23 protein-coding genes are annotated in these 26,009 nt (G+C 71.1%); 12 read left to right on the forward strand and 11 right to left on the reverse strand.

Annotation, left to right across the window (positions count from 1 at the left end; all coding sequences use genetic code 11):
* Positions 1 to 28 precede the first annotated feature (28 nt).
* The gene (locus tag ACIQTP_RS16490; RefSeq protein ID WP_403400354.1) at positions 29 to 1,327 is read right to left on the reverse strand and encodes an MFS transporter; all 1,299 of its coding nucleotides are present in this window, start codon (positions 1,325 to 1,327) and stop codon (positions 29 to 31) included.
* 203 nt (positions 1,328 to 1,530) lie between these two features.
* Between ACIQTP_RS16490 and ACIQTP_RS16495 the strand changes: the two genes are divergently transcribed.
* From ACIQTP_RS16495 to lon, 3 genes are all read left to right on the forward strand, one after another.
* Positions 1,531 to 2,220 (forward strand): TetR/AcrR family transcriptional regulator, encoded by a 690-nt coding sequence (locus tag ACIQTP_RS16495; RefSeq protein WP_402035698.1) that lies wholly within the window; start codon positions 1,531 to 1,533, stop codon positions 2,218 to 2,220.
* Between the two features lie 145 nt (positions 2,221 to 2,365).
* On the forward strand, positions 2,366 to 3,322 hold the full coding sequence (locus tag ACIQTP_RS16500) for a rhomboid-like protein (RefSeq protein WP_403400355.1): 957 nt from the start codon (positions 2,366 to 2,368) through the stop codon (positions 3,320 to 3,322).
* Between the two features lie 458 nt (positions 3,323 to 3,780).
* A complete protein-coding gene (lon, locus tag ACIQTP_RS16505; protein ID WP_403400357.1) occupies positions 3,781 to 6,198 on the forward strand; it encodes an endopeptidase La in 2,418 nt (805 codons plus the stop codon).
* 208 nt (positions 6,199 to 6,406) lie between these two features.
* On the opposite strand, the gene ACIQTP_RS16510 is transcribed toward lon, so the two are convergent.
* Positions 6,407 to 7,228, reverse strand: coding sequence for a lysozyme (locus tag ACIQTP_RS16510; protein ID WP_403400359.1), 822 nt, complete (start codon positions 7,226 to 7,228; stop codon positions 6,407 to 6,409).
* A gap of 292 nt (positions 7,229 to 7,520) precedes the next feature.
* On the opposite strand from ACIQTP_RS16510, the gene ACIQTP_RS16515 reads away from it, so the two are divergent.
* Both ACIQTP_RS16515 and ACIQTP_RS16520 read left to right on the forward strand, forming a co-directional pair.
* A complete protein-coding gene (locus tag ACIQTP_RS16515) occupies positions 7,521 to 8,039 on the forward strand; it encodes a MarR family winged helix-turn-helix transcriptional regulator (protein WP_403400360.1) in 519 nt (172 codons plus the stop codon).
* A gap of 12 nt (positions 8,040 to 8,051) precedes the next feature.
* The gene (locus tag ACIQTP_RS16520; protein WP_402035710.1) at positions 8,052 to 8,483 is read left to right on the forward strand and encodes a MarR family winged helix-turn-helix transcriptional regulator; all 432 of its coding nucleotides are present in this window, start codon (positions 8,052 to 8,054) and stop codon (positions 8,481 to 8,483) included.
* 36 nt (positions 8,484 to 8,519) lie between these two features.
* On the opposite strand, the gene ACIQTP_RS16525 is transcribed toward ACIQTP_RS16520, so the two are convergent.
* The gene (locus ACIQTP_RS16525; RefSeq protein WP_403400362.1) at positions 8,520 to 9,308 is read right to left on the reverse strand and encodes a hypothetical protein; all 789 of its coding nucleotides are present in this window, start codon (positions 9,306 to 9,308) and stop codon (positions 8,520 to 8,522) included.
* A gap of 392 nt (positions 9,309 to 9,700) precedes the next feature.
* Between ACIQTP_RS16525 and ACIQTP_RS16530 the strand changes: the two genes are divergently transcribed.
* The 5 genes from ACIQTP_RS16530 to ACIQTP_RS16550 are packed head-to-tail and all read left to right on the forward strand — an operon-like array spanning position 9,701 to position 15,417.
* Positions 9,701 to 12,580 carry a nitrate- and nitrite sensing domain-containing protein gene (locus tag ACIQTP_RS16530; protein ID WP_403400364.1) on the forward strand — a complete coding sequence of 960 codons (2,880 nt, stop codon included), beginning with the start codon at positions 9,701 to 9,703 and terminating at the stop codon, positions 12,578 to 12,580.
* Positions 12,577 to 13,080: a roadblock/LC7 domain-containing protein gene (locus ACIQTP_RS16535; protein ID WP_403400367.1), complete on the forward strand. Its 504-nt coding sequence runs from the start codon at positions 12,577 to 12,579 to the stop codon at positions 13,078 to 13,080. The genes ACIQTP_RS16530 and ACIQTP_RS16535 overlap by 4 nt, the downstream gene beginning before the upstream one ends.
* Positions 13,077 to 13,484, forward strand: a complete 408-nt coding sequence (locus ACIQTP_RS16540) for a DUF742 domain-containing protein (protein ID WP_319746333.1) — start codon at positions 13,077 to 13,079, stop codon at positions 13,482 to 13,484. The genes ACIQTP_RS16535 and ACIQTP_RS16540 overlap by 4 nt, the downstream gene beginning before the upstream one ends.
* Complete coding sequence (locus tag ACIQTP_RS16545) at positions 13,465 to 14,139, forward strand: GTP-binding protein (RefSeq protein WP_402035717.1); 675 nt, start codon at positions 13,465 to 13,467, stop codon at positions 14,137 to 14,139. Before ACIQTP_RS16540 ends, ACIQTP_RS16545 begins: the two co-directional genes overlap by 20 nt.
* A 24-nt stretch (positions 14,140 to 14,163) precedes the next feature.
* Positions 14,164 to 15,417 carry a styrene monooxygenase/indole monooxygenase family protein gene (locus ACIQTP_RS16550; protein ID WP_403400369.1) on the forward strand — a complete coding sequence of 418 codons (1,254 nt, stop codon included), beginning with the start codon at positions 14,164 to 14,166 and terminating at the stop codon, positions 15,415 to 15,417.
* A gap of 70 nt (positions 15,418 to 15,487) precedes the next feature.
* On the opposite strand, the gene ACIQTP_RS16555 is transcribed toward ACIQTP_RS16550, so the two are convergent.
* From ACIQTP_RS16555 to ACIQTP_RS16570, 4 genes are all read right to left on the reverse strand, one after another.
* Positions 15,488 to 16,576: an NlpC/P60 family protein gene (locus ACIQTP_RS16555; protein ID WP_403400371.1), complete on the reverse strand. Its 1,089-nt coding sequence runs from the start codon at positions 16,574 to 16,576 to the stop codon at positions 15,488 to 15,490.
* 102 nt (positions 16,577 to 16,678) lie between these two features.
* A complete protein-coding gene (locus ACIQTP_RS16560) occupies positions 16,679 to 16,987 on the reverse strand; it encodes a hypothetical protein (protein WP_403400373.1) in 309 nt (102 codons plus the stop codon).
* A gap of 25 nt (positions 16,988 to 17,012) precedes the next feature.
* Complete coding sequence (locus tag ACIQTP_RS16565; protein ID WP_403400374.1) at positions 17,013 to 17,738, reverse strand: TetR/AcrR family transcriptional regulator; 726 nt, start codon at positions 17,736 to 17,738, stop codon at positions 17,013 to 17,015.
* 298 nt (positions 17,739 to 18,036) lie between these two features.
* Positions 18,037 to 18,966, reverse strand: coding sequence for a diiron oxygenase (locus ACIQTP_RS16570; RefSeq protein WP_402035728.1), 930 nt, complete (start codon positions 18,964 to 18,966; stop codon positions 18,037 to 18,039).
* Between the two features lie 140 nt (positions 18,967 to 19,106).
* Here ACIQTP_RS16570 and ACIQTP_RS16575 point away from each other — a divergent pair, with 140 nt between their 5' ends.
* Together ACIQTP_RS16575 and ACIQTP_RS16580 are read left to right on the forward strand one after the other, a co-directional pair.
* Positions 19,107 to 20,213, forward strand: coding sequence for a ferritin-like domain-containing protein (locus ACIQTP_RS16575; protein ID WP_403400376.1), 1,107 nt, complete (start codon positions 19,107 to 19,109; stop codon positions 20,211 to 20,213).
* 73 nt (positions 20,214 to 20,286) lie between these two features.
* Positions 20,287 to 21,189, forward strand: a complete 903-nt coding sequence (locus ACIQTP_RS16580; protein WP_403400476.1) for an ADP-ribosylglycohydrolase family protein — start codon at positions 20,287 to 20,289, stop codon at positions 21,187 to 21,189.
* Between the two features lie 28 nt (positions 21,190 to 21,217).
* Here ACIQTP_RS16580 and ACIQTP_RS16585 read toward each other — a convergent pair whose 3' ends face one another.
* From ACIQTP_RS16585 to ACIQTP_RS16600, 4 genes are all read right to left on the reverse strand, one after another.
* Entirely contained in the window at positions 21,218 to 21,949 is a 732-nt protein-coding gene (locus ACIQTP_RS16585) for a TIGR03943 family putative permease subunit (RefSeq protein ID WP_403400378.1), read from the reverse strand.
* Positions 21,946 to 23,016, reverse strand: coding sequence for a permease (locus ACIQTP_RS16590; RefSeq protein ID WP_403400381.1), 1,071 nt, complete (start codon positions 23,014 to 23,016; stop codon positions 21,946 to 21,948). The genes ACIQTP_RS16585 and ACIQTP_RS16590 overlap by 4 nt, the downstream gene beginning before the upstream one ends.
* 100 nt (positions 23,017 to 23,116) lie before the next feature.
* Positions 23,117 to 24,601 carry a penicillin-binding transpeptidase domain-containing protein gene (locus tag ACIQTP_RS16595; protein ID WP_403400383.1) on the reverse strand — a complete coding sequence of 495 codons (1,485 nt, stop codon included), beginning with the start codon at positions 24,599 to 24,601 and terminating at the stop codon, positions 23,117 to 23,119.
* A complete protein-coding gene (locus ACIQTP_RS16600) occupies positions 24,598 to 25,992 on the reverse strand; it encodes an FtsW/RodA/SpoVE family cell cycle protein (RefSeq protein ID WP_403400385.1) in 1,395 nt (464 codons plus the stop codon). The genes ACIQTP_RS16595 and ACIQTP_RS16600 overlap by 4 nt, the downstream gene beginning before the upstream one ends.
* Positions 25,993 to 26,009: the final 17 nt, after the last annotated feature.

Here is a 26,009-nt window from a genome sequence, read left to right on the forward strand (position 1 = left end):
CTTCAAGAAGGGGGCTCTTTGAAGGAGGTCACTTGACGGAGCGGATGAACTGGACGGCGAGGGCGCCCAGTACGGCGGCGACGGCGCCGAAGAGGAACAGCGCCCCGTAGTTGCCGCCGCCGCCGATCGCGAGGAGCGCGGGGGCGACGATCGGGACGAGGGACTGGGGCAGGGCGTTGCCGATGTTGAGGACGCCCATGTCCTTGGCGGACTCGTCGGGGTTGGGCAGCACCGCGGCGGCGAGCGCCATGTCGACGGAGAGATAGAGGCCCTCGCCGAGGCCGAAGACGATCACGGCGACGACGTACATCCCGAAGGACTGCGCGGCGGCGAGCAGCGCCAGGCTGAGGGCCATGACGAGCGAGGAGCCGAGGACGTACGGCTTGCGGCGGCCCGAACGGTCGGAGAGCTGGCCGCCGAGCAGCGAGCCGGTCACGGTCGCGACGACCAAGGCGAGGGTGCCGACGAGGACCTTGCCGGAGACGGTGTCGTCGCTGTAGCCGAGGCGGTCCATCAGGAAGTAGACCTGGTAGCTGGTGACGCAGGAGGCGCCGGTGAAGACCAGGAAGCGGCCCGCGAAGTTCCAGGCGAAGTCGGGGTGCCTGCGCGGGTCGACCCAGAAGCTGCGCAGGAACTCGCGGAGACTGTACGGCTCGAAGGCGCCGGCGCGGGCAGGGCGGTCCTTCATCACCGCGACCAGATAGCCGATCGCGGCGAGCCCGATGACACCGGGGACGAGGAACGCCAGCGCCATCGAACCGCTGAAGACATTGGCCAGGACCGAGCCCGCGATCATCGAGAGCGACGTCGTCATGCCGACGATGCCGGAGACCCGGGCCTGCTGGTGCGGCGGGACCAGGTCGGGGACGCAGGAGGTCAGCGCGGACAGGGCGGCGTTGATGCCGAGCTGTGCGAGGGCCCAGCCGAGCATCAGCGTCAGCACGTCGCCGCCGAGGGCGACGACCATGAGCCCGGCGAGGCCCGCGGTCATGCCGCCGACCAGCCAGGGGCGGCGGCGGCCGAAGCGGCTGGTGGTGCGGTCGGACAGGGCGCCGAAGACCGGGTTGCCGACCATCGCGAGCAGGGCGCCGACGGAGAGCACCTGGCCGAGGGCGGCGCCGCGGTCGCCCTCCGGGACGATCTGGCTGACCCGCAGGGCGAGGGTGACCATGACCGGGGTGAGGACGGCGAGATAGGCGCCGAACTGGGCGAGGGCGAGTCCGAGGACGAGCTTGGCGGGGGCGTTCGCGGGGGCCTGGGCGGAAGGCGCGTCGTGCGGTGGCTCGGGCGAGCGGGCACCGAGCGAGGCGTCGGGAGTGACGGCCATGGCTGCTCTCCATGGGGACGAGGCGCGGCTTCCTTGCCACGCCGGCGACCACAGGGAAACATCAAAACCGAGTGGCTACTAGGTTTTGCTCATGTGGCCAGAATCACGCTGCACGTGGCTTGAAAGCGAGGCGAGTTGACTCGTGTAACCGACGGTCTGGGACGGCCTGAGCGGCTGCCTGTGCGGCGGCTATGGTGACGGGCATGGTCCGAAACCGGAGGTCGGAGGAGAGCGTGGGGGCGGAGCGGAAGGTTCCGGGGGCCGTCCGGGGCACATACGCCGTCGGGGACGAACGCCGGCTGCGCATCCTCGACGTCGCCGTCGAACACTTCGCCCAGTGGGGCTTCCACGCCTCCTCGCTCGCCCGGATCGCCAAGGACGTCGGCATCACCCAGGGCGGCCTGCTGCACCACTTCCGCAGCAAGGAGGACCTGCTCGTCTGCGTACTGCGGCGCAGCGAGGAGCACGACGTCGAACGGTTCTTCGCCGTCGAGGCGCACTCGGCCGCCGAGTTCTTCGCCGCGCTGGTGGGACTCGCCGACTACAACAGCCGGCGCCCGGGACGCACCAAGATGTTCAACGTCCTGCTCGCCGAGGCGGGCGATCCCGGCCACCCCGCCCACGCGTTCTTCGTGAAGCGCTACGCCGATCTCGTCGAGGTCAGCGCGGGCGCGCTGCGCGAGGCGGTCGCGAGCGGCGAACTGAAGCCCGACACCGACTGCGAGGCGCTCGCCGAGGAATTCGCCGCCGTCATGGACGGCATCCAGTTGCAGTGGGCCCTCGACCCCACGGGCGTCGACATGGCCGCCCGGATGCGGGCCTACCTCGACCGGCTGCTGCGCTCGATCACCGTCTCGGGCACGGGGCTGCCGTCGGACGCGCATACGGACTGACTACGGACGCGCGTGCGGACACGGCGACCGAGGACGCCGTATGCGCTTATCAGGTTGCTATGAATCGCCTCCCACGTGGCGTCGGTCATAGACAGCGGCGCCGCGAGCCCCCAAGGGTGGGGCGGGACGGAAGGAGCCCCTCACCTTGAACCGGAGCACGACCGCGACGGCGACGGCAGTGGCGACGACCACGGCCCCGACGGCCCCCTCGGCCGATGCCGCGCGCAAGGACCCACAGACGGGCACGGTTCTGCTGGTCGGGGTGCCGCGACAACGCGGCGCCACGGCCGTGCCGCCCGCCCCCCGCCCGGCGACGACACCTTCTGTACTCGCCCCTCCCGCCCCGTCCGCTCCCCCCGTCTCCCGCGCCCTCGCCCGGCTCCGGACGCTCCGTCCCTGGCGGCTGCTGCCCACCCCCACCGGAACGCCGTTCACCTTCGGGTACGCGGCCGTGCTCACCGTCACCGCGATGGTCACCGACTACGCGGACCCCTCCCTCGTGCACGCCTTGCAGCAGGGGTCCAGCACCGACGTCGCGCACCTCATACGCGAACCGGTGCTGGTGCTGCTGGCCAGCGCGCTGTGGATGGCGGGCGGGATCGCCTCGCCGTACGCCATCGGGTTCGTGCTGGTGCTGACCGCGCTGGAGCGGCGGATAGGCGGCCTGCGGGCCGCCGGAGTCTTCCTGCTCGGGCATGTCGTGGCCACCCTGGCCACCGAGGTGCCCGTCGGCCTTTCCGTGCTGGCGGGAGACCTTCCCGACACCTCCTTGCACCGCCTCGACTACGGGATCAGCTTCGGCGTCGCCACGAGCGTCGGCGCGCTCGCCGGGCTGCTGAGGCCCTGGCTGCGCTGGCCGTTGCTGGTCGCCTTCGGCTCGATGGTCGTCGGGGACCTGCTCGAATTCGCCGACCCGATGACGGACTGGGGGCATCTGATGTCCCTGGCGATCGGGGTGTCGACCTGGCCGCTGGTCCGGCGCTGGCGCCGCGCCCGTACGGCGGCGGCCTCCAGCCCCGGCGCCCCCACCGCCGTACCCACCGCTCAGACGCCCGACACCGGGGCAGGTCGTCCGGGGCGGGTGGCGGCGCGCAGGTCGTAGTGCTCGGGGAAGAGGACCTCGCCGCGGTTCACCCCGCAGGCCGGCCGTCCCTGCCGACCACGAGCCGTCCCTGCCCGGCCACGACAGGTGGAACGGCACCTCCAGTCTCGGCCGGTACGGCACCGGCTTGCGCAGCCGGCCGTGCTCGGCCAGGAGCGGGCCGTGGCCACTCGTGTATCGACCCGACATGAACCGACGGGTGCGTCCGCACGGGAAGGTGTGGCGGCCCGACGGCGTTGAGCGCACCACAGGCGTGCGCCGCGGTTCCGTGGCTTGATCCACAACCGTGTGCCGCGGCTGCGGTGGAAGCGTGGCGCGTACGTCATTGACCTGCGCGGATGTCTCCGTGGCGCGGAGTCGAGAGAGCGATCGCTCACAGCGAACAGACCTCGGGGAACAATCCGGGGCTCATGTGCATTGAGTCGGCATAGCTCAACTTGACTGCCTAGGGAGAGATAATGGCTTCGACGTCCACACCGCTCACCCTGCCCGTGTTGCCGCTCGACGACGAGGTCGTGCTGCCCGGGATGGTGGTTCCGCTGGACCTGAACGACGCCGATGTACGCGCCGCGGTGGAGGCCGCCCAGGCCGCCGCGCGGTCGGAGCCCGGCAAGCCGAAGGTGCTGCTGGTGCCACGCATCGACGGGGCGTACCCGAGCACGGGCGTGCTCGGCACCGTCGAGCAGGTCGGCCGACTGGCCGACGGCGACCCGGGCGCGCTGATCCGCGGCCGTGGGCGCGTGAAGATCGGCGCCGGGACGACCGGTCCTGGTGCCGCACTGTGGGTCGAGGGCACCCGGGTCGACGAGACCGTGCCCGACCCGCTGCCCGGCCATGTCGCCGAACTGGTCAAGGAGTACAAGGCCCTCGCCACCAGCTGGCTGCGCAAGCGCGGCGCCTGGCAGGTCGTGGACCGCGTGCAGGCCATCGACGACGTGTCCGCCCTTGCCGACAATTCCGGTTACTCCCCGTTCCTGAGCACCGAGCAGAAGGTCACGCTGCTGGAGACCGCCGACCCGGTCGCCCGGCTGAAGCTCGCCACCGAGCACCTGCGTGAACACCTCGCCGAGCAGGATGTCGCCGAGTCCATCGCGAAGGACGTCCAGGAGGGCGTCGACAAGCAGCAGCGCGAGTTCCTGCTGCGGCGCCAGCTCGAGGCCGTCCGCAAGGAGCTGCGCGAGCTGAACGGCGACGCCAAGGAGGGCGAGGAGTCCGACGACTACCGGACCCGCGTCGAGGCCGCCGACCTCCCCGAGAACGTCCGTGAGGCCGCGCTCAAGGAAGTCGACAAGCTGGAGCGGTCCAGCGACCAGTCGCCCGAAGGCAGCTGGATCCGGACCTGGCTCGACACCGTCCTGGAACTGCCGTGGAACGAGCGCACCGAGGACGAGTACGACATCCAGGGCGCCAAGAGCATCCTGGACGCCGAGCACGCCGGTCTGGAAGACGTGAAGGAGCGCATCACCGAGTACCTGGCCGTGCGCAAGCGGCGTTCCGAGCGTGGTCTCGGCGTCGTCGGCGGGCGGCGCGGCGGTGCCGTGCTCGCGCTCGTCGGTCCGCCCGGTGTGGGCAAGACCTCGCTCGGCGAGTCCGTCGCGCACGCCATGGGCCGCAAGTTCGTCCGGGTCGCGCTCGGCGGTGTACGGGACGAGGCCGAGATCCGTGGCCACCGGCGTACGTACGTCGGCGCGCTGCCCGGCCGTATCGTCCGCGCCATCAAGGAGGCCGGGTCCATGAACCCGGTGGTCCTGCTGGACGAGATCGACAAGGTCGGCTCCGACTTCCGCGGCGACCCCGCCGCGGCGCTGCTCGAAGTCCTCGACCCCGCCCAGAACCACACCTTCCGGGACCACTACCTGGAGGTCGAGCTCGACCTCAGCGACGTGGTGTTCCTGGCGACGGCCAACGTGCTCGAAGCCATCCCGGAGGCGCTGCTCGACCGTATGGAGCTGGTCCGGCTCGACGGGTACACCGAGGACGAGAAGGTCGTCATCGCCCGTGACCACCTGCTGCCGCGTCAGCTGGAGCGGGCCGGTCTGGAGAAGGAGGAGGTCGCGCTCGACGAGAGCGCGCTGCGCAGGCTCGCCGGAGAGTACACCCGGGAAGCGGGCGTACGCAACCTGGAGCGGGCCGTCGCACGCCTGCTCCGCAAGGTCGCGGCGCAGCACGAACTCGGAGAGCGGGAGCTGCCCTTCACGGTGACCGACGCCGATCTGCGCGGGCTCATCGGACGGCCGCACCACGTGCCCGAGTCCGCTCAGGACCCGGCCGAGCGCCGCACCGCGGTGCCCGGTGTCGCCACCGGTCTGGCCGTCACGGGCGCGGGCGGTGACGTCCTCTTCGTGGAGGCGTCGCTGGCCGACCCGGAGACGGGCGCGGCCGGTCTGACCCTGACCGGTCAGCTGGGTGACGTGATGAAGGAGTCGGCGCAGATCGCGCTCTCCTTCCTCCGCTCGCACGGCGCCGAGCTGGAACTGCCGGTCGGCGACCTGAAGGACCGGGGCGTGCACATCCACTTCCCGGCGGGCGCGGTCCCCAAGGACGGTCCGAGCGCGGGCGTCACCATGACGACGGCGCTGGCCTCGCTCCTGTCCGGCCGGCTGGTCCGCACGGACGTGGCGATGACGGGTGAGGTCTCGCTGACCGGCCGTGTCCTGCCCATCGGCGGGGTGAAGCAGAAGCTGCTCGCCGCGCACCGGGCGGGTGTCACCACGGTCATCATCCCGAAGCGCAACGAGGCCGACCTGGACGACGTTCCGGCCGAGGTGCTGGAGAAGCTGGACGTCCACGCCGTCACGGACGTCCGCCAGGTCCTGGAACTGGCGCTGTCGCCGGCGATGAACGGCGCGACGCCGGAGGTTCCGGTAGCGGCGTGACGGACGCTGCCGGAAGGGAAGGCCCGGGTCCCGTGAGGGAGGCCCGGGCCTTCGCCGTGCCGTCAGCCGGTTCTGTCAGCTGTTGGCCGACATCGGTCGTCTGAAATCTGAAATCTGTCAGCTGAAATCTGTCAGCCGTCAGCCGTCAGCCGTCAGCTGTCAGCCGACATCGCTCAGCCGTCAGTCGACATCGCTCAGCCGACATCGCTCAGCCGTTGGCCAGTGCCTGCACCCGGTCCAGACCGCCGTTGAACTTGTCGTGGTCACCGACCGTCGGTCCGGACGAGGTGTACTGCCACATCGTGTAGTACGCCCAGCCGGCCGGCAGCGTGCCGGGGTCGGCGGCGTAACGGGCGATCCACAGGGGGTTGGCGGAGGCGAAGCCGCCGTAGTTGCCGGTGCAGTCGCTCCACCAGCTGGTCGCCGTGTAGATCACGGCGTCCCGGCCGGTGCGCGCCTTGTACTGGGTGAGGAAACTGCTGATCCAGCTGACCATCGCGCTCTGCGTCTTGCCGTAGCAGGCGGCGCCGTACGGGTTCCACTCGATGTCGAGCGTGCCCGGCAGCGTCCTGCCGTCACCGGACCAGCCGCCGCCGTGGTCCACGAAGTAGTTGGCCTGGGTGGCACCGCTCGTCGTGTCGGGGGTCGCGAAGTGGTACGCGCCGCGGATCATGCCGACGTTGTACGAGCCGTTGTACTGCTGGGCGAAATAGGGGTTCGTGTAGTACGTCCCCTCGGTGGCCTTGGTGTAGGCCCACTTGACCCCGCTGCTCCACAGGGTCGACCAGGCGACGTTGCCCTGGTAGCCGCTGACGTCCACGCCTTCGGTCTGGGTGGCGTCACCGGTGTTGGGCGTGCCGGCCTGGCCGTCGTGTGCGAGGACGCCCATGCCCATGCGGGCGGAGCCCCGGGCGGGGGTGTCGGCGGCGGAGGAGGAGGGCGGGGCGCAGAGGAGGGACAAGGCGGCGAGCAGGGTTCCCAGCGCGAGCGGGCGCAGGCGGTGGGGCGTTCCGGATCTGTGCACGGGCATGACGTGCCTCCGAAGGGCTCGATGGAGCCAGGTGGGGGGAATGGTGCGGACATGCGGGCCGTGAGTGGTGCGGGCATGCGCGCCGTGTGTGTGGGGGGTGAGGTCCTCGTCGACCTGGCGGCGTGGGCATGCCATTGGGTGCCTGTTCACGAAGCTACGCACGGGGAGAACGTGCTGGGAAGAGGGGCCGTGGGCTGCCGTTGGTCTACGCCTGAGAAATACTTACGGAGCTGTGGCTATGGCCACCTTTGGCGGAAACTTTCAGAGTCGGGAAACCGGGTGAGGGGCAGACGTGCGCGAGGACAGGAACGGAGGGCGGCATCCGGCCGGCCCCGACGGGTCGGGCAGGGGTGTGGACCAGCCTCCCGCGCACGGCGGCGCGGACCCGGAGTTCCTCTCCCTGGAGCGCGAGTTGACCGTGTTCCTGCGCCGTGCCCGCGCCAACCAGGGCGAGATGGCCCGCGAGGTCCATCCGGACCTGGAGTCCGCCGCGTACGGACTTCTCGTACGCCTCGACGAGTGGGGCCGCCAGCGCGCCACCGAACTGGCCGGCTACATCGGCGTGGGCAAGGCCACCATGTCCCGCCAGTTGCGCGCCCTGGAGGAGCTCGGTCTGATCGCCCGTGAGCCCGACCCCGCCGACGGCCGTGCCTGGCTCGTCCACCTCACCGAGGAGGGCCGCGGCCGGGTCGGCCAGGTGCGCGAGGCGAGGCGCGCCCGGTATGTGAGCGAACTCGCCCACTGGGATCCTCGCGAGGTCGCGGAGCTGGCGCGGCTGCTGCACCGGCTGAACCTCGGCATGGAGAAGTAGAAGGAGGCGGGCGTGGACCAGGAATTCCCCGCGCTGGAGCGGGAGCTGACCGTGCTGCTGCGGCGTGCCCGGGCGAGTTCCGGCGAGATGGCCCGTGAGGTCCACCCCGACCTGGAGTCCTCCGCGTACGGGCTCCTCTTCCGCCTCGACGAGTGCGGCCGGCAGCGCGCCACCGAGCTGGCCGCGTACATCGGGGTCGGCAAGGCCACCATGTCCCGCCAGCTGCACGCCCTGGAGGAGCTCGGTCTGGTCGCCCGTGAGCCCGACCCCGCCGACGGGCGTGCCTGGCTCGTCCGCCTCACGGACGAGGGCCGGCACCGGTTCCGTACGGTGCGGGAGGCGCGCCGGGCACGGTACGTCAGCGAACTGGCGGGGTGGGACCCGCGCGAGGTCGCCGAACTGGCCCGGCTGCTCCACCAGCTGAACCGGGGCATGGAGAAGTGACACTCCAATCCGCCCCACTCACCATCACCATCACCATCACCACTCCACGAACACCACCGTCGCGTCGTCGTGCGTCTTGCTGCGCCCCAGCCGCGTCCGCGCCTCGGCGTCGGCCCGCTCCAGCGTCCGTACGCGGTCCACGAGGGCCTGGGCGCCCTCCTTGCGGACGACGGTGAACAGTCCGCCCCAGTCGCCCTCCCCGAACTTCTCCGCCCAGCGGGTCGCGCCGTCCGTCAGGGCGCCCAGGGCACGGACCTCGGCCCGGGGCACGGTTCCCGTCACCGCCCGGGCCGCGACCGACGGATCGGCGGCGGCCGTGAAGAAGCCCCCCTCCTTGTTGCGCACGGTCGCGTCGGCGATCGCGTCCGAAGCGAGGGAGGCGCGGGGGACGCGGGTGAGGCGGTCGTCCAGGACCGGTGTCACCTCGCCCGCGGGGGACTCCAGCAAGAGGGCCGAGTCCGAGAGGACCAGGTACTCGACGAGGTCGCCTGACCAGCGGGCGAGGACCACGGTTGCCTGGGGCGTACGCGGGTGAGAAAGGTCACAGGTGTCGGAGTGGGCCTCGGAAGTGCGCCGGATGGACCGGGAAAGGATCTCCGACAAGGTCAGATCCCGGCAGGAAACGGACAGTTCGGTCAGGGCTCCGCCGAGGCGTGCGGAGAACCAGTGGACGGAATGCAGACAGCCGTCGTCGCCCGGCGGGGGAGTCACGCCGTCGAGGACGACCAGTGATCCCCCTTGTCCTGACGCCGGAAGGCCGACCGATGCGAAGTCCTCATTGGGGCGGGCCGGATCGCCCGGCTCGGAGACGAGTTCGATGCGCATTCGGCCAGTCTGCACGAGCCCTTCACAAGGTCCACGAAAGGCTGGCAACGGTCGCAGGACCGGTGCGGACCAGCAGCTCAGCCGCCGGGTTTGGCATGGAATGATCGACTCCGCCAAGGCGTGGCGGCGAATACTGCCAAAGCGCGCCGCAGACGTCCAACCGGCCCGCCGCGCAAGGGGGTCGCACGCGCCACAGGAACTTGCCCGCCAACTCCCGTCCGGGGTTCACTCCTTCGGGTGGCGGGCCGGACGATGCGGGACCACTGCCCACCGGCACTGGGAGGGTCGGGAGCCGATGGGACACCCCCTGCTCGAGCGAAGTCGAGAGCTTGGGGAGGGCGGACGCCCAGTTGACGGAACGTCACCCGAGCCCTTGGGTACACGAGTCAGGAATGCGAGCACCGGTGCAGAAGATGCGGTCTCGGCGCACAGGCAAGCAGTCGGCCTCCGACGGGGGCGCGGAGCGCACGCCGGCTGCCGCGGGGCAGCCCCCCGCGGGCAAGGGTCGCTCCGCTCACGTGCGCAATCGGCTGATCGTCGCCGTGGCGGTCGTCGCGGCCGCCATCGCCGGCGCCGGAGCCCCCACGGTCCTCGCGGCCTCCGAGCAGCTGAACGACTCCCAGAACCTGGTGACGCTCGCCGGGCGGACCCAGCAGGCGCTGACGCTCGCCCACTCGCTGGCCGACGAGCGCGACGAGGTCACCTCGTACATCGCCGCGGGCCGGCCGAAGTCCAAGGCGCCCTCCGAGCAGCGCAGCGCCCGGGTCGACCGGCAGGTCGACGAGGTGCGGGCGGACGAGGACGCGCCCGCCGTCCTCCTGAAGGACCTGGACGGCATCGGCACCGCCCGCAGAGCGGCGCTCACCGGCAAGAGCACCGCTCTCGAAGCGCACGAGGCGTACTCCGAGGTCATCACCGAACTTCACGCCCTCGCCGAGGACCTGGCCGAGCAGCTGCCGCCCCGCGCGGGATCCGGCGCGCACGCCCTCGCCGAGCTGGACTCCGCGGTCCAGCAGTCCGCCGCCGCCCGCGGACTGCTTCTCGCGGCCCTCAACATCCCGCGCACCACCCGGACGGTCATCAACCCCGTCACCGGCCTGGCGTCCACCACCAGCAGCTCGTCCCCGGCCGACACCAAGCAGCGCGACGCGCTCAGCGCCGCCGCCCAGCAGGCCCGGCTCCGCTCGGACGCGGGCCTCGCCGACTTCCGCGAGACGGCCCCCAAGGACGCCAAGGACTCGTACGACTCCACGGTCACCGGACCCGACGTCACGACCGCGGACAAGTACCTCACCAAGCTCACCGACCAGCCGACGCTCTCCGACTCCGAGCTCGACTCCAGCACGAACAAGGTGGACGCGGCGCTCTCCGCCCGCGTCGAGCTGATGCGCGGCGCCGAGGCCTCGCTCAACGACCACCGCACCAAGGACCTGGAGCGGCTGCGGGACGACGACGTCACCGCGCTGGAAATCCGGATCGCCCTCATCGGCACCCTGCTGCTGGTCGCGGTCGGCGTCTCGATGGCCATGGCCCGTACGCTCACCCGCCCGCTGGCCGTGCTGCGCCTGGGCTCGGCCCGCCTCGCCGCGGACCCGGGAGCGCAGGAGCCGGTGAAGTTCACCGGCCGCGACGACGAGTTCGCCCAGGTGGTCCGCTCCGTCAACGCTCTGCACGCGCACGCCGCCGCGCTCCACGAACGGCTGACCACCCTCGAAGCGGACCGCAAGCACCTCATCGGGCAGCGCCAGCTGATGGCCGACGAGCGCGACCGGCTGCGCGCGGAGCTCGCCGACGCGGCGGCCCACCTGGAGCAGGTGCGCGGCACCATCCACGGCACGTTCGTGAACCTCGCGCTGCGCACCCTCGGCCTGGTCGAGCGGCAGCTCGGGGTCATCGAGGGTCTGGAGGAGCGCGAGCAGGACCCGGACCGCCTCGGCACGCTCTTCAAGCTGGACCACTTCGCGACCGTCATGCGGCGCCACAGCGAGAACCTGCTCGTCCTCGCCGGCCACGAGCACGTCCAGCACCACGCGGGCCCCGTCCCGCTGGTCGACGTCGTACGGGCCGCGGTCAGCGAGATCGAGCGGTACGAGCGCGTCCGTATCGCCGTGTTGCCGCCGCACGCGCACCTCGCCGGGTTCGCCGCAGACGACCTCTCGCACCTGGTGGCCGAACTCCTGGAGAACGCCTCCTCGTTCTCGCCGCCGGATCTGCCCGTCGAGGTCTCCGGCTGGCTGCTGGAGAACGGCGAGGTGATGCTCTCCGTGCAGGACGAGGGCATCGGCATGGCCGCCGACCGGATGGCCCAGCTCAATGCCCGCCTCTCCGAGTTCGATCCGCAGGACGCCTACGACCAGGAGAGCGGCGAGGGACTCGGACTCGGTTTGTATGTGGTCGCCCGGCTCGCGCACCGGCACGGCGTGCGCGTACAGCTGCGGGAGCAGAAGCAGGGTGGCACCGCGGCCGTGGTCGTCCTCCCCAAGACCCTGTTCGCGACCGCCCCCGCCGTCACGGTCCCCTCGGCCTCCCCGGTCGCCGGTGCCGCCCCCTCGGTCGTCCTCCCGGGCGCCGACGCGGAGGCCAACTCGAACGTGCTGCACGGCCGTTCGGCCCTCACGGCACGAGGCCAGGCGAGCCCCGCCGCTCCCACCGCTCCCGCCGGCGACGAGGACCCGCTGATCGCCGCCGCGCAGGAGGCCGTACGGGCGGACGCCGCCGCGCAGGAGGCGGCGTACGCCCCCGAGCCGACGCTCTCCGAGACCACCATGGAGCTGCTGGCACCGCTGGTCCCGCCGGACGAACCGGCGGCCCCGGCGGACGAGCCCGCAGCGTTGGGGACGGCCCCCGCTCCGGACGTCGCCGTCCCCGCGCGGGCCACCACCGACCCCTATGCCACCACTCCCGACCCCTACGCCATCGGCCCCGACTCCCACGAACGTGTGTCGGACGAGGAGCCGGAGCGGGTCACCGACAAGGGACTGCCCAAGCGGACGCCGAAGATCTCGGCGCCCGCACCGGTTCCCCGGCCGCGCGTCGGCAGTGTGGACGCCGAGGCGCTGCGGCGCAGGCTCGGCGGCTTCCACCGGGGCGCGACGGAGGGCCGCCGCGACGTGGAGGCCGAGATCGCCGAACAGACGGCCCAGACGCCCACCCCGGACCACACCGCACGGAACACCGCGCAGGACCAAGCGCAGGACCGAGCGCAGGACGCGGTGCGACAGCAGGACGCAGTAGACGCATCGGGGGGCACAGTCGAGGAGGCAAGCAGTTGACCGCGCCCAGTACCTTCGGCCTGAGCAGCGAAGCCCGCAATCTGCACTGGCTGCTGACGAACCTCGTCGAGGAGGTGCCAGGCCTCCAGTCGGTCGCGGTCGTCTCCTCCGACGGTCTGCTGCTGCTGTCCTCCGACCCCGGGAGGAACGCGGAGGCCCGCACCGGGGCGGAGGCGCGCCCCGCGGGTCCCAAGGGATCCTCCGCCGACCTCGCCACCATCGTCTCCGGCATCGGCAGCCTCACCATCGGCGCCGCCAAGCTGATGGACGCGGGCGGCGTCAAACAGACGATGGTCGCGATGGACGAGGGCAGCCTGTTCGTCATGTCGATCAGCGACGGTTCGCTGCTCGGGGTGCACGGCGCCCCGGACTGCGACATGAGCGTGGTGGCGTACCACATGGCGCTGTTCGTCGGCCGCGCCGGACACGTCCTGACGCCCGAACTCCGCAGCGAGCTACGCCAGTCACTCGAAGCCAAGCCGACGGGGAGTGCCCAGTGAGTTCTTCCTCCGCGCCCAAGCTCCCCATACGTGGCGGGGAGCGCAAACCGGCCCGCGTGCGCCCGTACTCGCTCACCGGCGGCCGTACCCGTTTCGGGCACGTGCTGCTGGTCGAGACGTTCGTGGCGGCGCTCGAGGCTCCCGAAGAGCGCAAGGAGCTGACCAACGGCTCCCTGGCGACCCGGGTGATGCCCGAGATGCGGGCCATCGTCGAACTCTGCCGCCGGATGCGTACGGTGGCCGAGATCGCCGCCCTGCTCAGGATGCCGCTGGGCGTGGTCCGCGTCCTCCTGAGCGACCTGGCGGACCAGGGAAAGATCCGTGTGTACGGAACAGGTCACGGCCCGGGACAGCCGGACCGCGCTCTGCTGGAAAGGGTGCTGAATGGACTCCGTCGTCTCTGAGGGCGCGCCGAGAACGGCCTCCCCCGCCTCGGCTCCGATGCCTCTGGCCCCGGTGCCGCTGCCCGAGTCCGACGAGAACGTCCAGGCCTGGCAGACCGACCGCACCCGCGCCCCGATCGCGACGAAGATCGTGGTGGCGGGCGGCTTCGGCGTGGGCAAGACCACGCTGGTGACCGCGGTCTCCGAGATCACGCCCCTCCAGACGGAGGCGCTGATGACCCAGGCCAGCGAGGAGACGGACGACCTCACCGGCACCCCGGACAAACTGACCACGACCGTGGCCATGGACTTCGGCCGCATCACACTCGACGACGACCTGGTCCTGTACCTCTTCGGCACGCCGGGCCAGCAGCGGTTCTGGTTCATGTGGGACGACCTGGTGCGCGGCGCGATCGGCGCCGTGGTCCTCGCCGACACCCGCCGGCTCAAGGACTGCTTCCCGGCGCTCGACTACTTCGAGAGCTGCGGACTGCCGTACGTCGTCGCGGTCAACCACTTCGACGGCAGCGAGCGGTTCGACGCCGACGACGTGCGCGAGGCCCTCACGGTGCCTTCACACATACCTGTCATGATCATGGATGCCAGGCGCCGGATCTCGGTCGTCGAGACCCTGCTCGCCCTGGTGGGGCACGCGCTCGACGTGAGCCCCGAATAAGACGTACACGGAGTTAGGACGCGCATGCGGAAGATACTCGTCGTCGGAGCCGGTCAGTCCGGACTCCAGCTTGCCCTCGGCCTCCAGTCGCACGGGTACGAGGTCACCCTGATGTCGAACCGGACGGCGGACGAGATCCGCACCGGCCGCGTCATGTCGACGCAGTGCATGTTCCATACGGCACTCCAGCACGAGCGCGATCTCCAGCTGAACTTCTGGGAGTCCCAGGCCCCGAAGATCGAAGGACTCGGCGTCTCGGTCGCCGCCCCCGGCTCGCACGACCCCGGTCCGACCCAGCGGGCGATCGACTGGGTGGGCCGGCTCGACGGCTACGCGCAGTCCGTCGACCAGCGGGTGAAGATGGCCGGCTGGATGGAGACCTTCGCCCAGCGCGGCGGCCAGCTGGTCATCCACGGCGCCGCGGTCTCCGACCTGGACTACTTCGCCCGTACGTACGACCTGGTCCTGGTGTCGGCCGGCAAGGGCGAGCTGGTCTCCATGTTCGGCCGGGACGCCGCCCGTTCCCCGTACGCGCAGCCGCAGCGCGCCCTCGCCGTCGCCTACGTCCACGGTCTGGGCCCGCGCCCCGAGCACCCCGACTACGACGCGGTCCGCTGCAACCTGGTTCCCGGCGTCGGCGAACTCTTCGTCATGCCGACCCTCACCACCTCCGGCCGCGCGGACATCCTCTTCTGGGAGGGCATACCCGGCGGCCCGGTCGACGCCTTCAACGGCATCAAGGACCCCGCCGAACACCTCTCCCTGACCCTGGAACTCATGGAGAAGTTCGTGCCGTGGGAGTACGCCCGCGCCACCAAGGTCGAACTCACCGACGCGAACGGAACACTGTCCGGACGCTACGCGCCCACCGTCCGCAACCCGATCGGCCGCCTCCCCGGCGGCGGCCTGGTCCTGGGCGTCGCCGACGTGGTCGTCGCCAACGACCCGATCACCGGCCAGGGCTCCAACTCCGCCTCCAAGTGCGCGGCGGCGTACCTCGGCGCGATCCTCGAGCACGAGGACAAGGAGTTCGACGAGGCGTGGATGCGGTCCGCGTTCGACCGGTACTGGGACACGGCCCAGCACGTGACGAAGTGGACGAACGCCATGCTGGGCGTGCCGCCGGAGCACGTCCTCAACCTGATCGGGGCCGGCGGCCAGCTTCCGGCGGTGGCGCATCGTTTCGCCAATGGGTTCAACGACCCGGCGGACTTCGAGAACTTCTTCTATGAGCCCGAGAAGACGGAGGCGTACCTGGCTTCCGTGACGGGGGCCTGAGCCTCTCCCTCCGGGTGCGGGGAGTCCGTGGCTGGTCGCGCAGTTCCCCGCGCCCCTCAGGGGCGCGCCCCTAACGGGACGCGAACCTCAGTGGTGTGTAGTGCTGCAGGGGCTTTCCGTCCGGGTCCGGGCGGACGGCCCCGAGCAACGGGTTGGCGGCGATGGGGGAGACCTTGACGTCGGTCCCCGGTCTCGGGGCCTGCACGACCAGGCCGTCCCCCAGGTACAGGGCGACATGGGTGGCCTCGGGGAAGTAGATCACCAGATCCCCGGGGCGCAGCTCGCTCAGCGGAATGTGGGGCAACCGGGCCCATTGCTCCTGGCTGGTGCGGGGGATGGGCCGCCCGGCGTGCTCCCAGGCCTGCGAAGTGAGCCCCGAGCAGTCGTACGCCCCCGGGCCCTCGGCCCCCCACACGTACGGCTTCCCGACCTGCTCCATGGCGTACCGCACCGCCTTCTCGCCCTCCCGCGTGGGCGGCCGCGCACTGCTGAGCGCTCCCGACGCCACGAACTTCTGCTGCGCCGCGGCGACTCCCGACTTCTCCAGCCGGGCGAGCTCGGCGAGCTGACCGGAGCTGAGCGAGGCGAGCAGATCCTCGACCTCCTTGAGCCGCCCCCGTACCTCGTCGCGCTCTTTCTTCTGCCGTTCGGCGAGGGTGAGTTGACCGTCGAGCGCCTTGCGCGCCTTCCGTGCAAGACCGTCGGTCCTGCGCTCCGTCCCCTCCAGCCGGTCGACGGTCTCGACCCGCTCTCGCGCCAGCTGCCCGATCACGTGCCCCTCGTCCAGGGCGTGCTGCGGATCCCGGGCGAGCAGCAGCCGTACGTACGACGAGATCTCGCCGCTGTTCTGGTACTGCTGCCGGGCGAGCCGCCCCGCCGCCGCGCGGCTGTCGTGCAGCGAGAGGCGGGCCGTGGCGAGGTTCCGGTCGAGCCGGGCGACCTCGGCCTTCTGCTTCTTCAGCTTCTCCGCGGTGGCGTTGTACGTCTCGGTGGCGCGTTCGGCGTCCTGGTACAGCCGCTGAAGATCCGTCAGCAGCTGAGTCACGGAACGCGCTTCGCCCCCGGGGTCCGGCGCGGCCACCACCGCCGGCGCGGAGGCCAGCAGCACCCCCGACGCCATCGCGGCCGTACAAGCCAGACGCACAAGCCTTCCTGACACGTCATCACCTCCGGTGCCGAGGTGGTACCTCCACCTCGCACCGGCAGGATCAGGGAGACGCATCCCGAGCGCGCGCCGACTGACCGGTTCGGCCCAAGAACCTCACTCGTCGGCGTGGGACTTCGGCGTGGCGCCCGCACTCTTGCCGCCGGGCCTGGACCAGGGCCACTTGCGCCCGCTTCCCGCGTCGCCCGAGGGGTCGTACGCGTACTTCCACGCCTGATGCAGCCCCAGTCGCTTGCTCGCCCGCGCCTGGACCCGCCGGTAGACGAGCACGGTCGGCGGCCCGCCGCCCGCATCCGGAACCGGAACCCGGTACACCTTCGGCGGATGTCCGGTCAGGCCGAGCAGGACGGGCAGCACACGCCCGTCCAGCGGGCCGCCCTCGAAGGGGGTGTCTTCGCTCTTCACGGCACCAGTGTCACAAACGCGCCCGTCACAGCAGCCGCGCGGCATCACCGATCACCGGAAGAACCGCCCGGGCCAGTTCACCCAGGGCCCCTTCCGGTCCCTCCAGGGCGAGCGCGGCCCGCACCACTCCAGCGGTCTGCGGATCACGTCCGGCACTGACCACGAGCATCGCCACGAACTGCTCCACGAGCCAGTCCCGCAGCTCGTCCAACGGCGGCTCCTTGCCCCCGTCCAGCCAGCTCAGCGAGGCGCCCTCCACCGCCGTGATCCACATCCGCACGGTCGTCCGCAGCCGTCGCCCCGGATCCTTCACGCCCAGATGATCCAGAATGTGCTCTGCCGCCGCCCGCCGCACGCCGTCCACTATGGCCGTCGTCCTGGAGGTCTCGACGACACTGCCGCCCTGAAGCAACGCGGTGAACCCGGCGTCGTGCTGGTCCACGAACGCCAGGTACCGATCGAGCGCCCGGGCCAGCCGCTCGCTCAGCGGCCCCTCGGGGGGCTCCGCGAAACAGTGCTCCAGATCCTCCGCGGCGGACCGCAGGGCAGCCTCGTACAGCTGCTGCTTGCCGCCCGGGAAGTACCGGTACACAAGAGGCCGCGACACGCCCGCCGCCTCCGCCACGTCATCGAGCGAGACCTCCTCGGGCGCCCGGTGCGCGAAGAGGGACAGCGCCGCTTCGAGGAGCTGCGAGCGCCGCTCCTCGACACTCAGCCGACGGTATGCGGGGGTGGGAGCCTGCGAGGTCATATCGGCAGCGTAACGGCCAGGACACGAGCCCCCACTCACCCGCAGCCGCCGGACCGCGCAAGGGGCCGTGGCGGTACGTCGCAAGCCCCCACCCGGCCGTGGCGGTAGGTCGCAAGCCCCCACCCGCAGCCGTCGGACTGCGCGAGGGGCCGTGGCGGTACGTCGCAAGCCCGTCGCTTACGTTCGGATCGAGCAGCGGCTCGCTTGCCCGGCCCACGTCTGATCCGGCGGCGACGGGCTCGACGTACCGCCACGGCCCCGACCCACCGACCCACCACAGCCACCGGGCGCCCCGCCCTCAGGCCAGCAGCCCCGACGCCTTCCACAGCCGCCGTCCGACTCCCCGCAGCACCCCGATGTCGTCCAGGAAGTCGGTCAGCCGTTTGGCCCCGGTCTGCATGACCTCCCGCCGGTGCCCGCTCGCCCGCACCTGCGCCACGGCCTCCCGCTGGTCGAGGCCGACGTTCGTGTAGACCTCGGGATTGACGAAGGCGACGGAGAAGACCCGGGCGAACTCCCCCGACGTCACCCGCGTGAACTCCTGCGACCACCGCGGCGCCGTCACCATCTGCCGCCGCAGCTCCTCCCGTGCGTACCGCACGTGCCGCGCCTCCTCCACCACGTGGATGCGCGTGACCCCCCGTATCAGGCTCTGCACCCGCTCGTCCGGAAAGGTCAGCCGCTGCATCCAGTCGAGGATCTCCTCGCCGAGCAGTGTCGCCGTGAAGGATCCGGGCGTGGTCGAGATGGTCTTGAAGACCCGCCCCAGATTCCGATGCGTCCGGCTCACCGGGTAGTACGGCGTTCCACCGTGCGAGATCAGCCGGGCGAACATCTTCGAGTGGCGGCACTCGTCCTCGATCTCGGTGAGCGCATAACGCACATGCGCACTCGTCGCCGCCTTGTCATAGATGTGCCGCACCAACAGCTGCATCAAAATGATCTCGAACCAGATCCCCAGCGAGGCCAGCGCGGCGGCCTCGTGCTGGGAGAGCAGAACCCGCTGCTCCTCGCCCATCCGCTTCCACAGCGGGGTGTCGTACAGCGACACCAGCTCCGGCGGCCAGAACCACTTGCCCTCCTCGAAGGGCGCGTCCCAGTCCAGCTCCTTGTCCGGGTCGAAGGAGTGCTTGGCGGAGGAGTCGAGCAGCCGCTCGGCGACCTGCTCCCGGTCCTTGAGCAGACCGATCGCATCGCGCAGTACATCCACTTCTGTCACGGTCGTCATGGCTGTTCCCACCTCGTCGTACGGGATTGCTCCAAGGGTTACCGACGGTCACGACTTATGAGACTGCTTGTCAGCAAGCTCGTCAATCCCTTGCGCGCGACTTGTTGACGACACGTCTACCTCGTGTGAGCCTGCGTTGTATGCCGACGCACGAGCTGTACGCCAAGGACCCGGGAGACCCGCTCTGGCAGATACCGGCCTCAGGAGCGGCACGCTTCAGCTGGGAGTACGACGACGGCCGCGACCGACTCCTCGCCCTGTACCAGAAGGGCAAGGACAAACAGTGGGACGGCCAGAAGAGAATCGACTGGGATCTGGAAGTCGACCCCCACGACGCCCTCGGCACCCCCGACGAGTCGATGACCCTCTACGGGACCCCGCACTGGGCGAAGATGACCGACCGGGACAAGGGCGAGCTGCGCAAGCACTACGCGTCCTGGCAGTTCAGCCAGTTCCTGCACGGTGAGCAGGGGGCCATGGTCTGCGCGGCGCGCATCGTCGAGTCGGTCCCCGACCTCGACGCGAAGTTCTACTCGGCCACCCAGACGATGGACGAGGCCCGTCACGCCGAGATCTACGCCCGCTTCCTGCAGGAGAAGATCGGGATGCTCTACCCGATCAACGACAACCTGCGGTCCCTCCTCGGCGACACCCTCCGGGACTCCCGCTGGGACATGCCGTACCTCGGGATGCAGGTCCTCATAGAGGGTCTGGCCCTGGCGGCCTTCGGCATGATCAGGGACACCACCGACAAGCCCCTCCCCAAGCAGATCCTCGCGTACGTGATGCAGGACGAGGCCCGCCACGTCGCCTTCGGCCGGATGGCGCTGCGCGACTACTACACACAACTCTCCGACACCGAACTCCGCGAACGCGAGGAATTCGTCATCGAGGGCTGCTACTTGATGCGGGACCGGCTGCGCGGCGTCGAGGTCCTGGAGAACTTCGGCATTCCCAAGGCCGAGGCCGAGGAATACAGCGAACAGTCCGAATTCCTGCGCCTCTTCCGCCAGTTGCTCTTCAGTCGCATCGTTCCGTGCGTCAAGGACATCGGCCTGTGGGGCGAACGCCTCCAACAGGCGTACGTGGACATGGGCGTCTTCGAGATGGGCGACTCCAACCTCGACCTGCTGATGGCCCAGGACGAGGAGGTGGCCGAGCGCTTGGACGCGGAGCGGTTCGCGACGGAGGAGAGGGAACGGGTGGCGGAGGTGGAGGAGATGATCGAGAAGGGCGGGGGCTCGTAGGGCGAGAGCCGGAAACGGCCTGCCCAGACACACGTGCGCCGGCCCACCCGGACCGGCATGCTCACATCATGACATCCGCCCCGGCCCCCCTTCCGCACCGCGCGCCCTGGCCCGCCGCAGCCTGGAGGGCCTGGCCCTGGGCGACGCCTTCGGCGAACGCTGGTTCCCCCTCTTCCGGGACCGCCCGCAGGCGTACGAGGAGATCCGCGCCCGGCGCACCCCCGAGGAACCGGACTGGCACTGGACGGATGACACGGCGATGGCGCTCGGCATCCTCCGTGTCCTCGACGAACACGGCGAGATCCGGCAACCGGAACTGGCCCAGGCCTGCGCCCTCGGCTACGACGCCGACCCGGCCCGGGGCTACGGCTACGGCATGCGCCAACTGCTCCCACGTCTCCTCCGGGAGCCGGACCGCTGGGCGGAGTTGGCGCGCGGCCTCTTCGACGGCGAGGGCAGTCTCGGCAACGGCGCGGCGATGCGGGTGGCTCCGCTGGGCGCCTGGTTCCGGCGCGACCTGCGCCGGGTGATCGCACAGGCGACGCTGTCGGCAGAGGTGACCCACGCCCACCCGGAGGGCATCGCGGGCGCGGTGGCGGTGGCCGTCGCGGCGGCGCTGTCCACCCGTTGGGACCTGAATATCGACACGGTGGTGGAGGCCACGCCCGACAGCGCCGTCCGCGAGGGGCTGCGGCGCGCCGCGAGGCTCCCCTTCACCACCGAACCCTGGAAGGCCGCGGACATCCTCGGCAACGGTCAACGCGTGCGCGCCGACGACACCGTCCCCTTCGCCGTCTGGTGCGCCGCCCGCCACCCCGACGACCTGACCTCGGCCCTGTGGACCACGGCGGAGGGCTTCGGTGACGTCGACACGACCTGCGCCATCACGGGCGGCATCGTGGGCGCCCGTACGGGAGTGAGACACGTACCCGAGGACTGGCTGAGCCGCCGCGAGGCGGTACCCGGCGCCGCCTAGGTCCTGGCCTGGACCGCCCGGCGCCGCCTCAGTTGTTCCAGCTCTCGTCGTACGGGTCGTGCGGCGTCGGGACCGGTTTGGCCGCGGTGACGTCGAGGAACGGGATGCGGCCGTCGTTGACGGGGTCCTTGGTCTGTTTGGCGGTGTAGGTGCCGGTGACCTGGAGCCAGGTGTCGGGCTGAAGGACGGGCGGGATGTGGCCGGTCAGGCCGATCTTGACCGGTTGGGCGTCGGCGGCACAGCAGTTGAGGGCCATCCGGACCAGATACGGGGTGCCGTCCTTGTCCAGGGCCACGAAGCCGGTGACTTCGACGCGCCGGTGACCCAGGGTGCGGCCGTGGTCGTAGGCGGCGCGGCCCGCGTAGTCGACGACGCCGAGCGGGAGCGGGTCGGTGGCCGGCAGGGACGGGTAGGCGAGGGGCGCCTGCAGGGCCGTACCGGCGTGCGTGGCGCTGTAGGAGCCCAGCGCGGGCGGGGAGACCAGGATCAGGGCGAGGAGGGGGAGGACGAGGAGCCAGGCGACCCGGGGTTCGCGGTGGACGTGCCCATGCCCGTGACCGTCGCCGTCGCCGGCTTCACCCCGGCCCCGCCGCTCGTACCAGACCGTCGCCACCGCCGCCAGGATCAGCACGACCCCGGCCGCCAGCAGCAACGGCCGCAACCCCGCCTTGACGTATCGCAGGTAGAGGTCGGTGAGTCCGGCGTGCAGGACCGCCGCGCCGACGAGGAACAGGACCGCCGCCTGTGCCTGCCGGTTCACAGCAGCACCGTCCCGACCAGGACCGAGCCGAGGATGGCCAGGGCGAAGGTGGCGGGCGCGAACCGCAGGGCGAACCCGCGGCCGAACGTGCCCGCCTGCATGGCGAAGAGTTTCAGGTCGATCATCGGTCCCACCACGAGGAAGGCCAGCCGCGCGGTCAGCGAGAACTGGGTCAGCGAGGAGACGACGAACGCGTCGGCCTCGGAGCAGATGGAGAGCAGCACGGCGAGGACCGCGAGGGCGAGGATCGCCACCACGGGGTTGGCGGCCGCGGCGTGCAGCCAGGTCGCCGGTACGACCGCCTTCAGCGTGGCCGCCGCCATCGCCCCGATGACGAGGAACCCGCCGGCGTGCATCACGTCGTGCCGTACGGAATCCCAGAACGCGGCGACCTTGCCGAGCCCCTCGTGCGAGGGCCGGGCCGGCGGACGCATCCAGTCCGCCCGCCCCAGCCGCTGCCACAGCCACCCCATCACGCAGGCCACGAGCAGACTCGCCACGAACCGGGCGAGGACCATCTCGGGGTTGCGGGGGAAGGCGACGGCGGTGGCCGTCAGCACGATCGGGTTGATCGCGGGCGCCGACAGCAGGAACGCCAGCGCCGCCGCGGGCGTGACCCCCCGCCGTACCAGCGCCCCCGCCACCGGCACCGACGCGCACTCGCAGCCGGGCAGCACCGCGCCGGCCATCCCCGCGACCGGTACGGCCAGCGCGGGCCGCTTCGGCAGCGCCCGGGCGAAGAACGCCGGCGGCACGAACACCGCGATGGCCGCCGACAGCAGCACACCGAGGACGAGGAAGGGCAGCGCCTGGCAGACCACCGCGACGAACACGGTCATCCAGCTCTGCATCACCGGCGCCGACAGCGCCCGGCGGATCGGCCCCTGCGCCGCCACCAGGACGAGCAGCAGCATGACCAGGACGAGCGGCGAGTTGAACTGCCAGCCCTGGAACGCGCCCGCCTGTTCCCTTGGGCCGTCCGGTGCGGCGGCCTGCTCTTGTGGACCGTCCGGTGCGTCCGCGTCGCGGTGGCCGGCCCCGGGCGGGGCCGCTTTGGTGATGCTCACGGGCGAGGTACCTCCGGCAGGGCACGGGCTGGAATCTCGTGGGTGGGTTCCCCTCCCCATGAATACGCCCGTACCGGTACGTCCGTTCAGGCGGGGTCGTTCATCGCCGAGAGGGGCCCCGACTCCCGTCCCGGAAGCCGAGTACTGCCTCCATCACCGCCTTCGCGATGGGCGCCGCGTCCCCGCCCCCGCTGATGTCCCCGCGGTCGGCCGCAGCGTCCTCGACGACGACCGCGACCGCCACCGCGGGCTCCATCGTGCCGTCCGCCTGGGCCCAGGAGATGAACCAGGCGTACGGCATCCCCAGGTTGTCGATGCCGTGCTGAGCGGTCCCGGTCTTGCCGCCGACCGTCGCTCCGGGAATCGCGGCGTTGGTGCCGGTGCCCTCCGTCACCACGTCCGTCATCAGCTCGCGCATCCGCAGGGCGGTCGCCGGGTTCATCGCCTGGTGGAGCGTGCGGGGACCGGTCGTCGACACCGTGCTGTCGCTCCGGGTGGTCGTCTTCTCCACCAGATAGGGCGTTTTGACGGACCCGCCGCCCGCGACGGCCGCCGAGATCATCGCCATCTGGAGGGGAGTGGCCCGGGTGTTGAACTGACCGATGGAGGAGAGCGCGAGCTGCGCCTTGTCGAGGGTCGTGTCGAAGTTGCTGGGGGCGACGGAGAAGGGGATCCGCAGACGGTCGTTGAAACCGAAGTCCCCCGCCGTGCGGGTCATGTCGCTCAGCCCCACGTCCACGCCCAGCTTGGCGAAGACCGTGTTGCAGGACCACTCGAAGGCGTACCGCAGCGAGGCGTCCTCGCAGCCCTCGATCTCGTTCGTCAGCCGGGTCGTGGTGCCGGGCAGCCGGTAAGGGTCGGGGGAGGTGGTCGATGTGTCGAGGTCCGTCACCACCCCCGCGTCGAGCGCCGCCGCGGCCGTCACCACCTTGAACGTCGACCCGGGCGGATAGGTCTGCCGGATCGCCCGGTTGAGCATCGGCTTGTCCGCCGCCCCGTTCAGCCGCTCCCAGGCGTGCCTGACCGCCTTGCCCGTCCCCGAGAGCTTCCCGGGGTCGTACGACGGTGTGGAGACCAGCGCGAGGATCCTGCCGGTGGACGGCTCGATGGCGGCCACCGCCCCGCGCCGGGAACCGAGACCCCGGTACGCCGCGCGCTGTGCGGCGGGGTCGAGTGTCGTGACCACCTTGCCGGCGGGGTTCTGGGCGCGGGTGGCGTCGTTCCACAGGGGGAACGGCGAGAGCAGCGGGTCGCTGCCGGAGAGGATGCCGTCCTCGGAGTTCTCCAGGAACGTCGTCCCGTACACCTGCGAGGCGAAGCCGGTCACGGGCGCGTACAACGGGCCGTCGGTGTAGGTCCGTTCGTAGCGGAGCTGCTGGCCGCTGTCCCTGGAGCCGGTGACCGGCAGGCCGTCGACGAGGATGTCACCGCGCGGCTGGCCGTAACGGGCGATCGTCTGGCGGCGGTTGGCCGGGTTGCCGTCGTACGCCCCGGCCTGGAAGACCTGGACGCGGGTCGCGTTGAGCAGAAGGGCCACCAGCAGCAGCGCGCAGAGGGCGGCGGCCCGGCGGATGTACTTGGTCATGGCGCCGCCGTCCCGTCGTACTGGCTGCGTGCGGAGTCGCTGACGCGGATCAGCAGCGCCACGATGATCCAGTTCGTGACGACCGAGGAGCCACCCTGGGCGAGGAACGGCATCGCCATCCCGGTCAGCGGGATCAGACCGGTCACACCGCCCGCGATCACGAAGACCTGGAGCGCCACGATCGAGGCGAGGCCGATGGCGAGGAGCCGTCCGAAGGGGTCGCGCAGGGCGAGGCCGGCGCGGTAGCCGCGTTCCACTAGGAGGCCGTAGAGGAGGAAGATCGCACAGAGCCCGAAGAGGCCCAGTTCCTCGCCCGCGGTGGCCAGGATGAAGTCCGACTTGGCGGCGAATCCGATGAGGATGGAGTGGCCGAGCCCGAGGCCGGTGCCCAGCATCCCGCCCGCGGCGAACGCGAACAGGGACTGGGCGAGCTGGTTCGGTCCCTGGCCCGCCTCGATCGTCGCGAAGGGGTGCAGCCAGTCCTGCACCCGGCTGTGGACGTGCGGTTCCAGCCAGCCGACGGCCACCGCGCCCACACAGGCGAGCAGCAGGCCCACGGCGATCCAGCCGGTGCGGCCGGTGGCGACGTACAGCATGATCACGAAGAGGCCGAAGAACAGCAACGAGGTGCCGAGGTCCCGCTCCAGGACCAGGACCAGCACGCTCAGCAGCCAGATCGCGACGATCGGGCCGAGGACCCGGCCGGTGGGCAGCTGGAGCCGCTTGAACCGCCAGACGGGGCGGCCCGCGTAGGCGAGCGCGTTGCGGTTGGCCGCGAGGTAGCCGGCGAAGAAGACCGCGAGCAGCACCTTCGCGAACTCGCCCGGCTGGATGGAGAACCCGGCGATCCGGATCCAGATCCGGGCGCCGTTTACGGCGGGGAAGAGGATGGGCAGGGCCAGCAGGCCCAGCGCCGTGACGACCGAGACGTAGGTGTAGCGCTGCAGGACCCGGTGGTCGCGCAGGAAGAGGACGGCCGCGATGAAGAGCGCGACGCCGAGCGTCGACCAGATGAGCTGGATGGGGGCGGCCCGGTCGCCCGGGGTCTCCAGGTCCAGGCGGTAGATCAGCACCAGGCCCAGGCCGTTGAGCAGGACGGCGATGGGCAGCAGCAGCGGATCGGCGTACGGCGCCCGCAGCCGCACCGCGAGATGCGCGAGGAGTGCGAGCACGCCGAGCCCGGCGCCGTAGACCGCGGCGCCGGGCGGGAGGGTGCCGTGCCGTGCGTATCCGACCGCGCAGTAGCCGAACACGGACAGCAGTACGGCCATGACGATCAGGGTGAACTCGATGCCACGGCGCCGGGGCAGGCGGACAGCGGGGGTGGGCGGGTCCGCTGCCACGGTCGTTCCCCGCGTACCGGGAATTCCGGGCATTCCGGGCTGAATCATGTCCGGAACGTAGCAAG

Source organism: Streptomyces sp. NPDC090798, assembly GCF_044768965.1.
GTDB lineage: Bacteria > Actinomycetota > Actinomycetes > Streptomycetales > Streptomycetaceae > Streptomyces.

Excerpts from the sequence above, each read along its gene's own strand:
- ACIQTP_RS16490 (WP_403400354.1), bottom strand. The coding sequence starts at position 1,327 with ATGGCCGTCACTCCCGACGCCTCGCTCGGTGCCCGCTCGCCCGAGCCA.
- ACIQTP_RS16495 (WP_402035698.1), top strand. The coding sequence starts at position 1,531 with ATGGTCCGAAACCGGAGGTCGGAGGAGAGCGTGGGGGCGGAGCGGAAG.
- lon (WP_403400357.1), top strand. The coding sequence starts at position 3,781 with ATGGCTTCGACGTCCACACCGCTCACCCTGCCCGTGTTGCCGCTCGAC.
- ACIQTP_RS16510 (WP_403400359.1), bottom strand. The coding sequence starts at position 7,228 with ATGCCCGTGCACAGATCCGGAACGCCCCACCGCCTGCGCCCGCTCGCG.
- ACIQTP_RS16525 (WP_403400362.1), bottom strand. The coding sequence starts at position 9,308 with ATGCGCATCGAACTCGTCTCCGAGCCGGGCGATCCGGCCCGCCCCAAT.
- ACIQTP_RS16530 (WP_403400364.1), top strand. The coding sequence starts at position 9,701 with ATGCGAGCACCGGTGCAGAAGATGCGGTCTCGGCGCACAGGCAAGCAG.
- ACIQTP_RS16545 (WP_402035717.1), top strand. The coding sequence starts at position 13,465 with ATGGACTCCGTCGTCTCTGAGGGCGCGCCGAGAACGGCCTCCCCCGCC.
- ACIQTP_RS16550 (WP_403400369.1), top strand. The coding sequence starts at position 14,164 with ATGCGGAAGATACTCGTCGTCGGAGCCGGTCAGTCCGGACTCCAGCTT.
- ACIQTP_RS16565 (WP_403400374.1), bottom strand. The coding sequence starts at position 17,738 with ATGACCTCGCAGGCTCCCACCCCCGCATACCGTCGGCTGAGTGTCGAG.
- ACIQTP_RS16570 (WP_402035728.1), bottom strand. The coding sequence starts at position 18,966 with ATGACGACCGTGACAGAAGTGGATGTACTGCGCGATGCGATCGGTCTG.
- ACIQTP_RS16575 (WP_403400376.1), top strand. The coding sequence starts at position 19,107 with ATGCCGACGCACGAGCTGTACGCCAAGGACCCGGGAGACCCGCTCTGG.
- ACIQTP_RS16595 (WP_403400383.1), bottom strand. The coding sequence starts at position 24,601 with ATGACCAAGTACATCCGCCGGGCCGCCGCCCTCTGCGCGCTGCTGCTG.
- ACIQTP_RS16600 (WP_403400385.1), bottom strand. The coding sequence starts at position 25,992 with ATGATTCAGCCCGGAATGCCCGGAATTCCCGGTACGCGGGGAACGACC.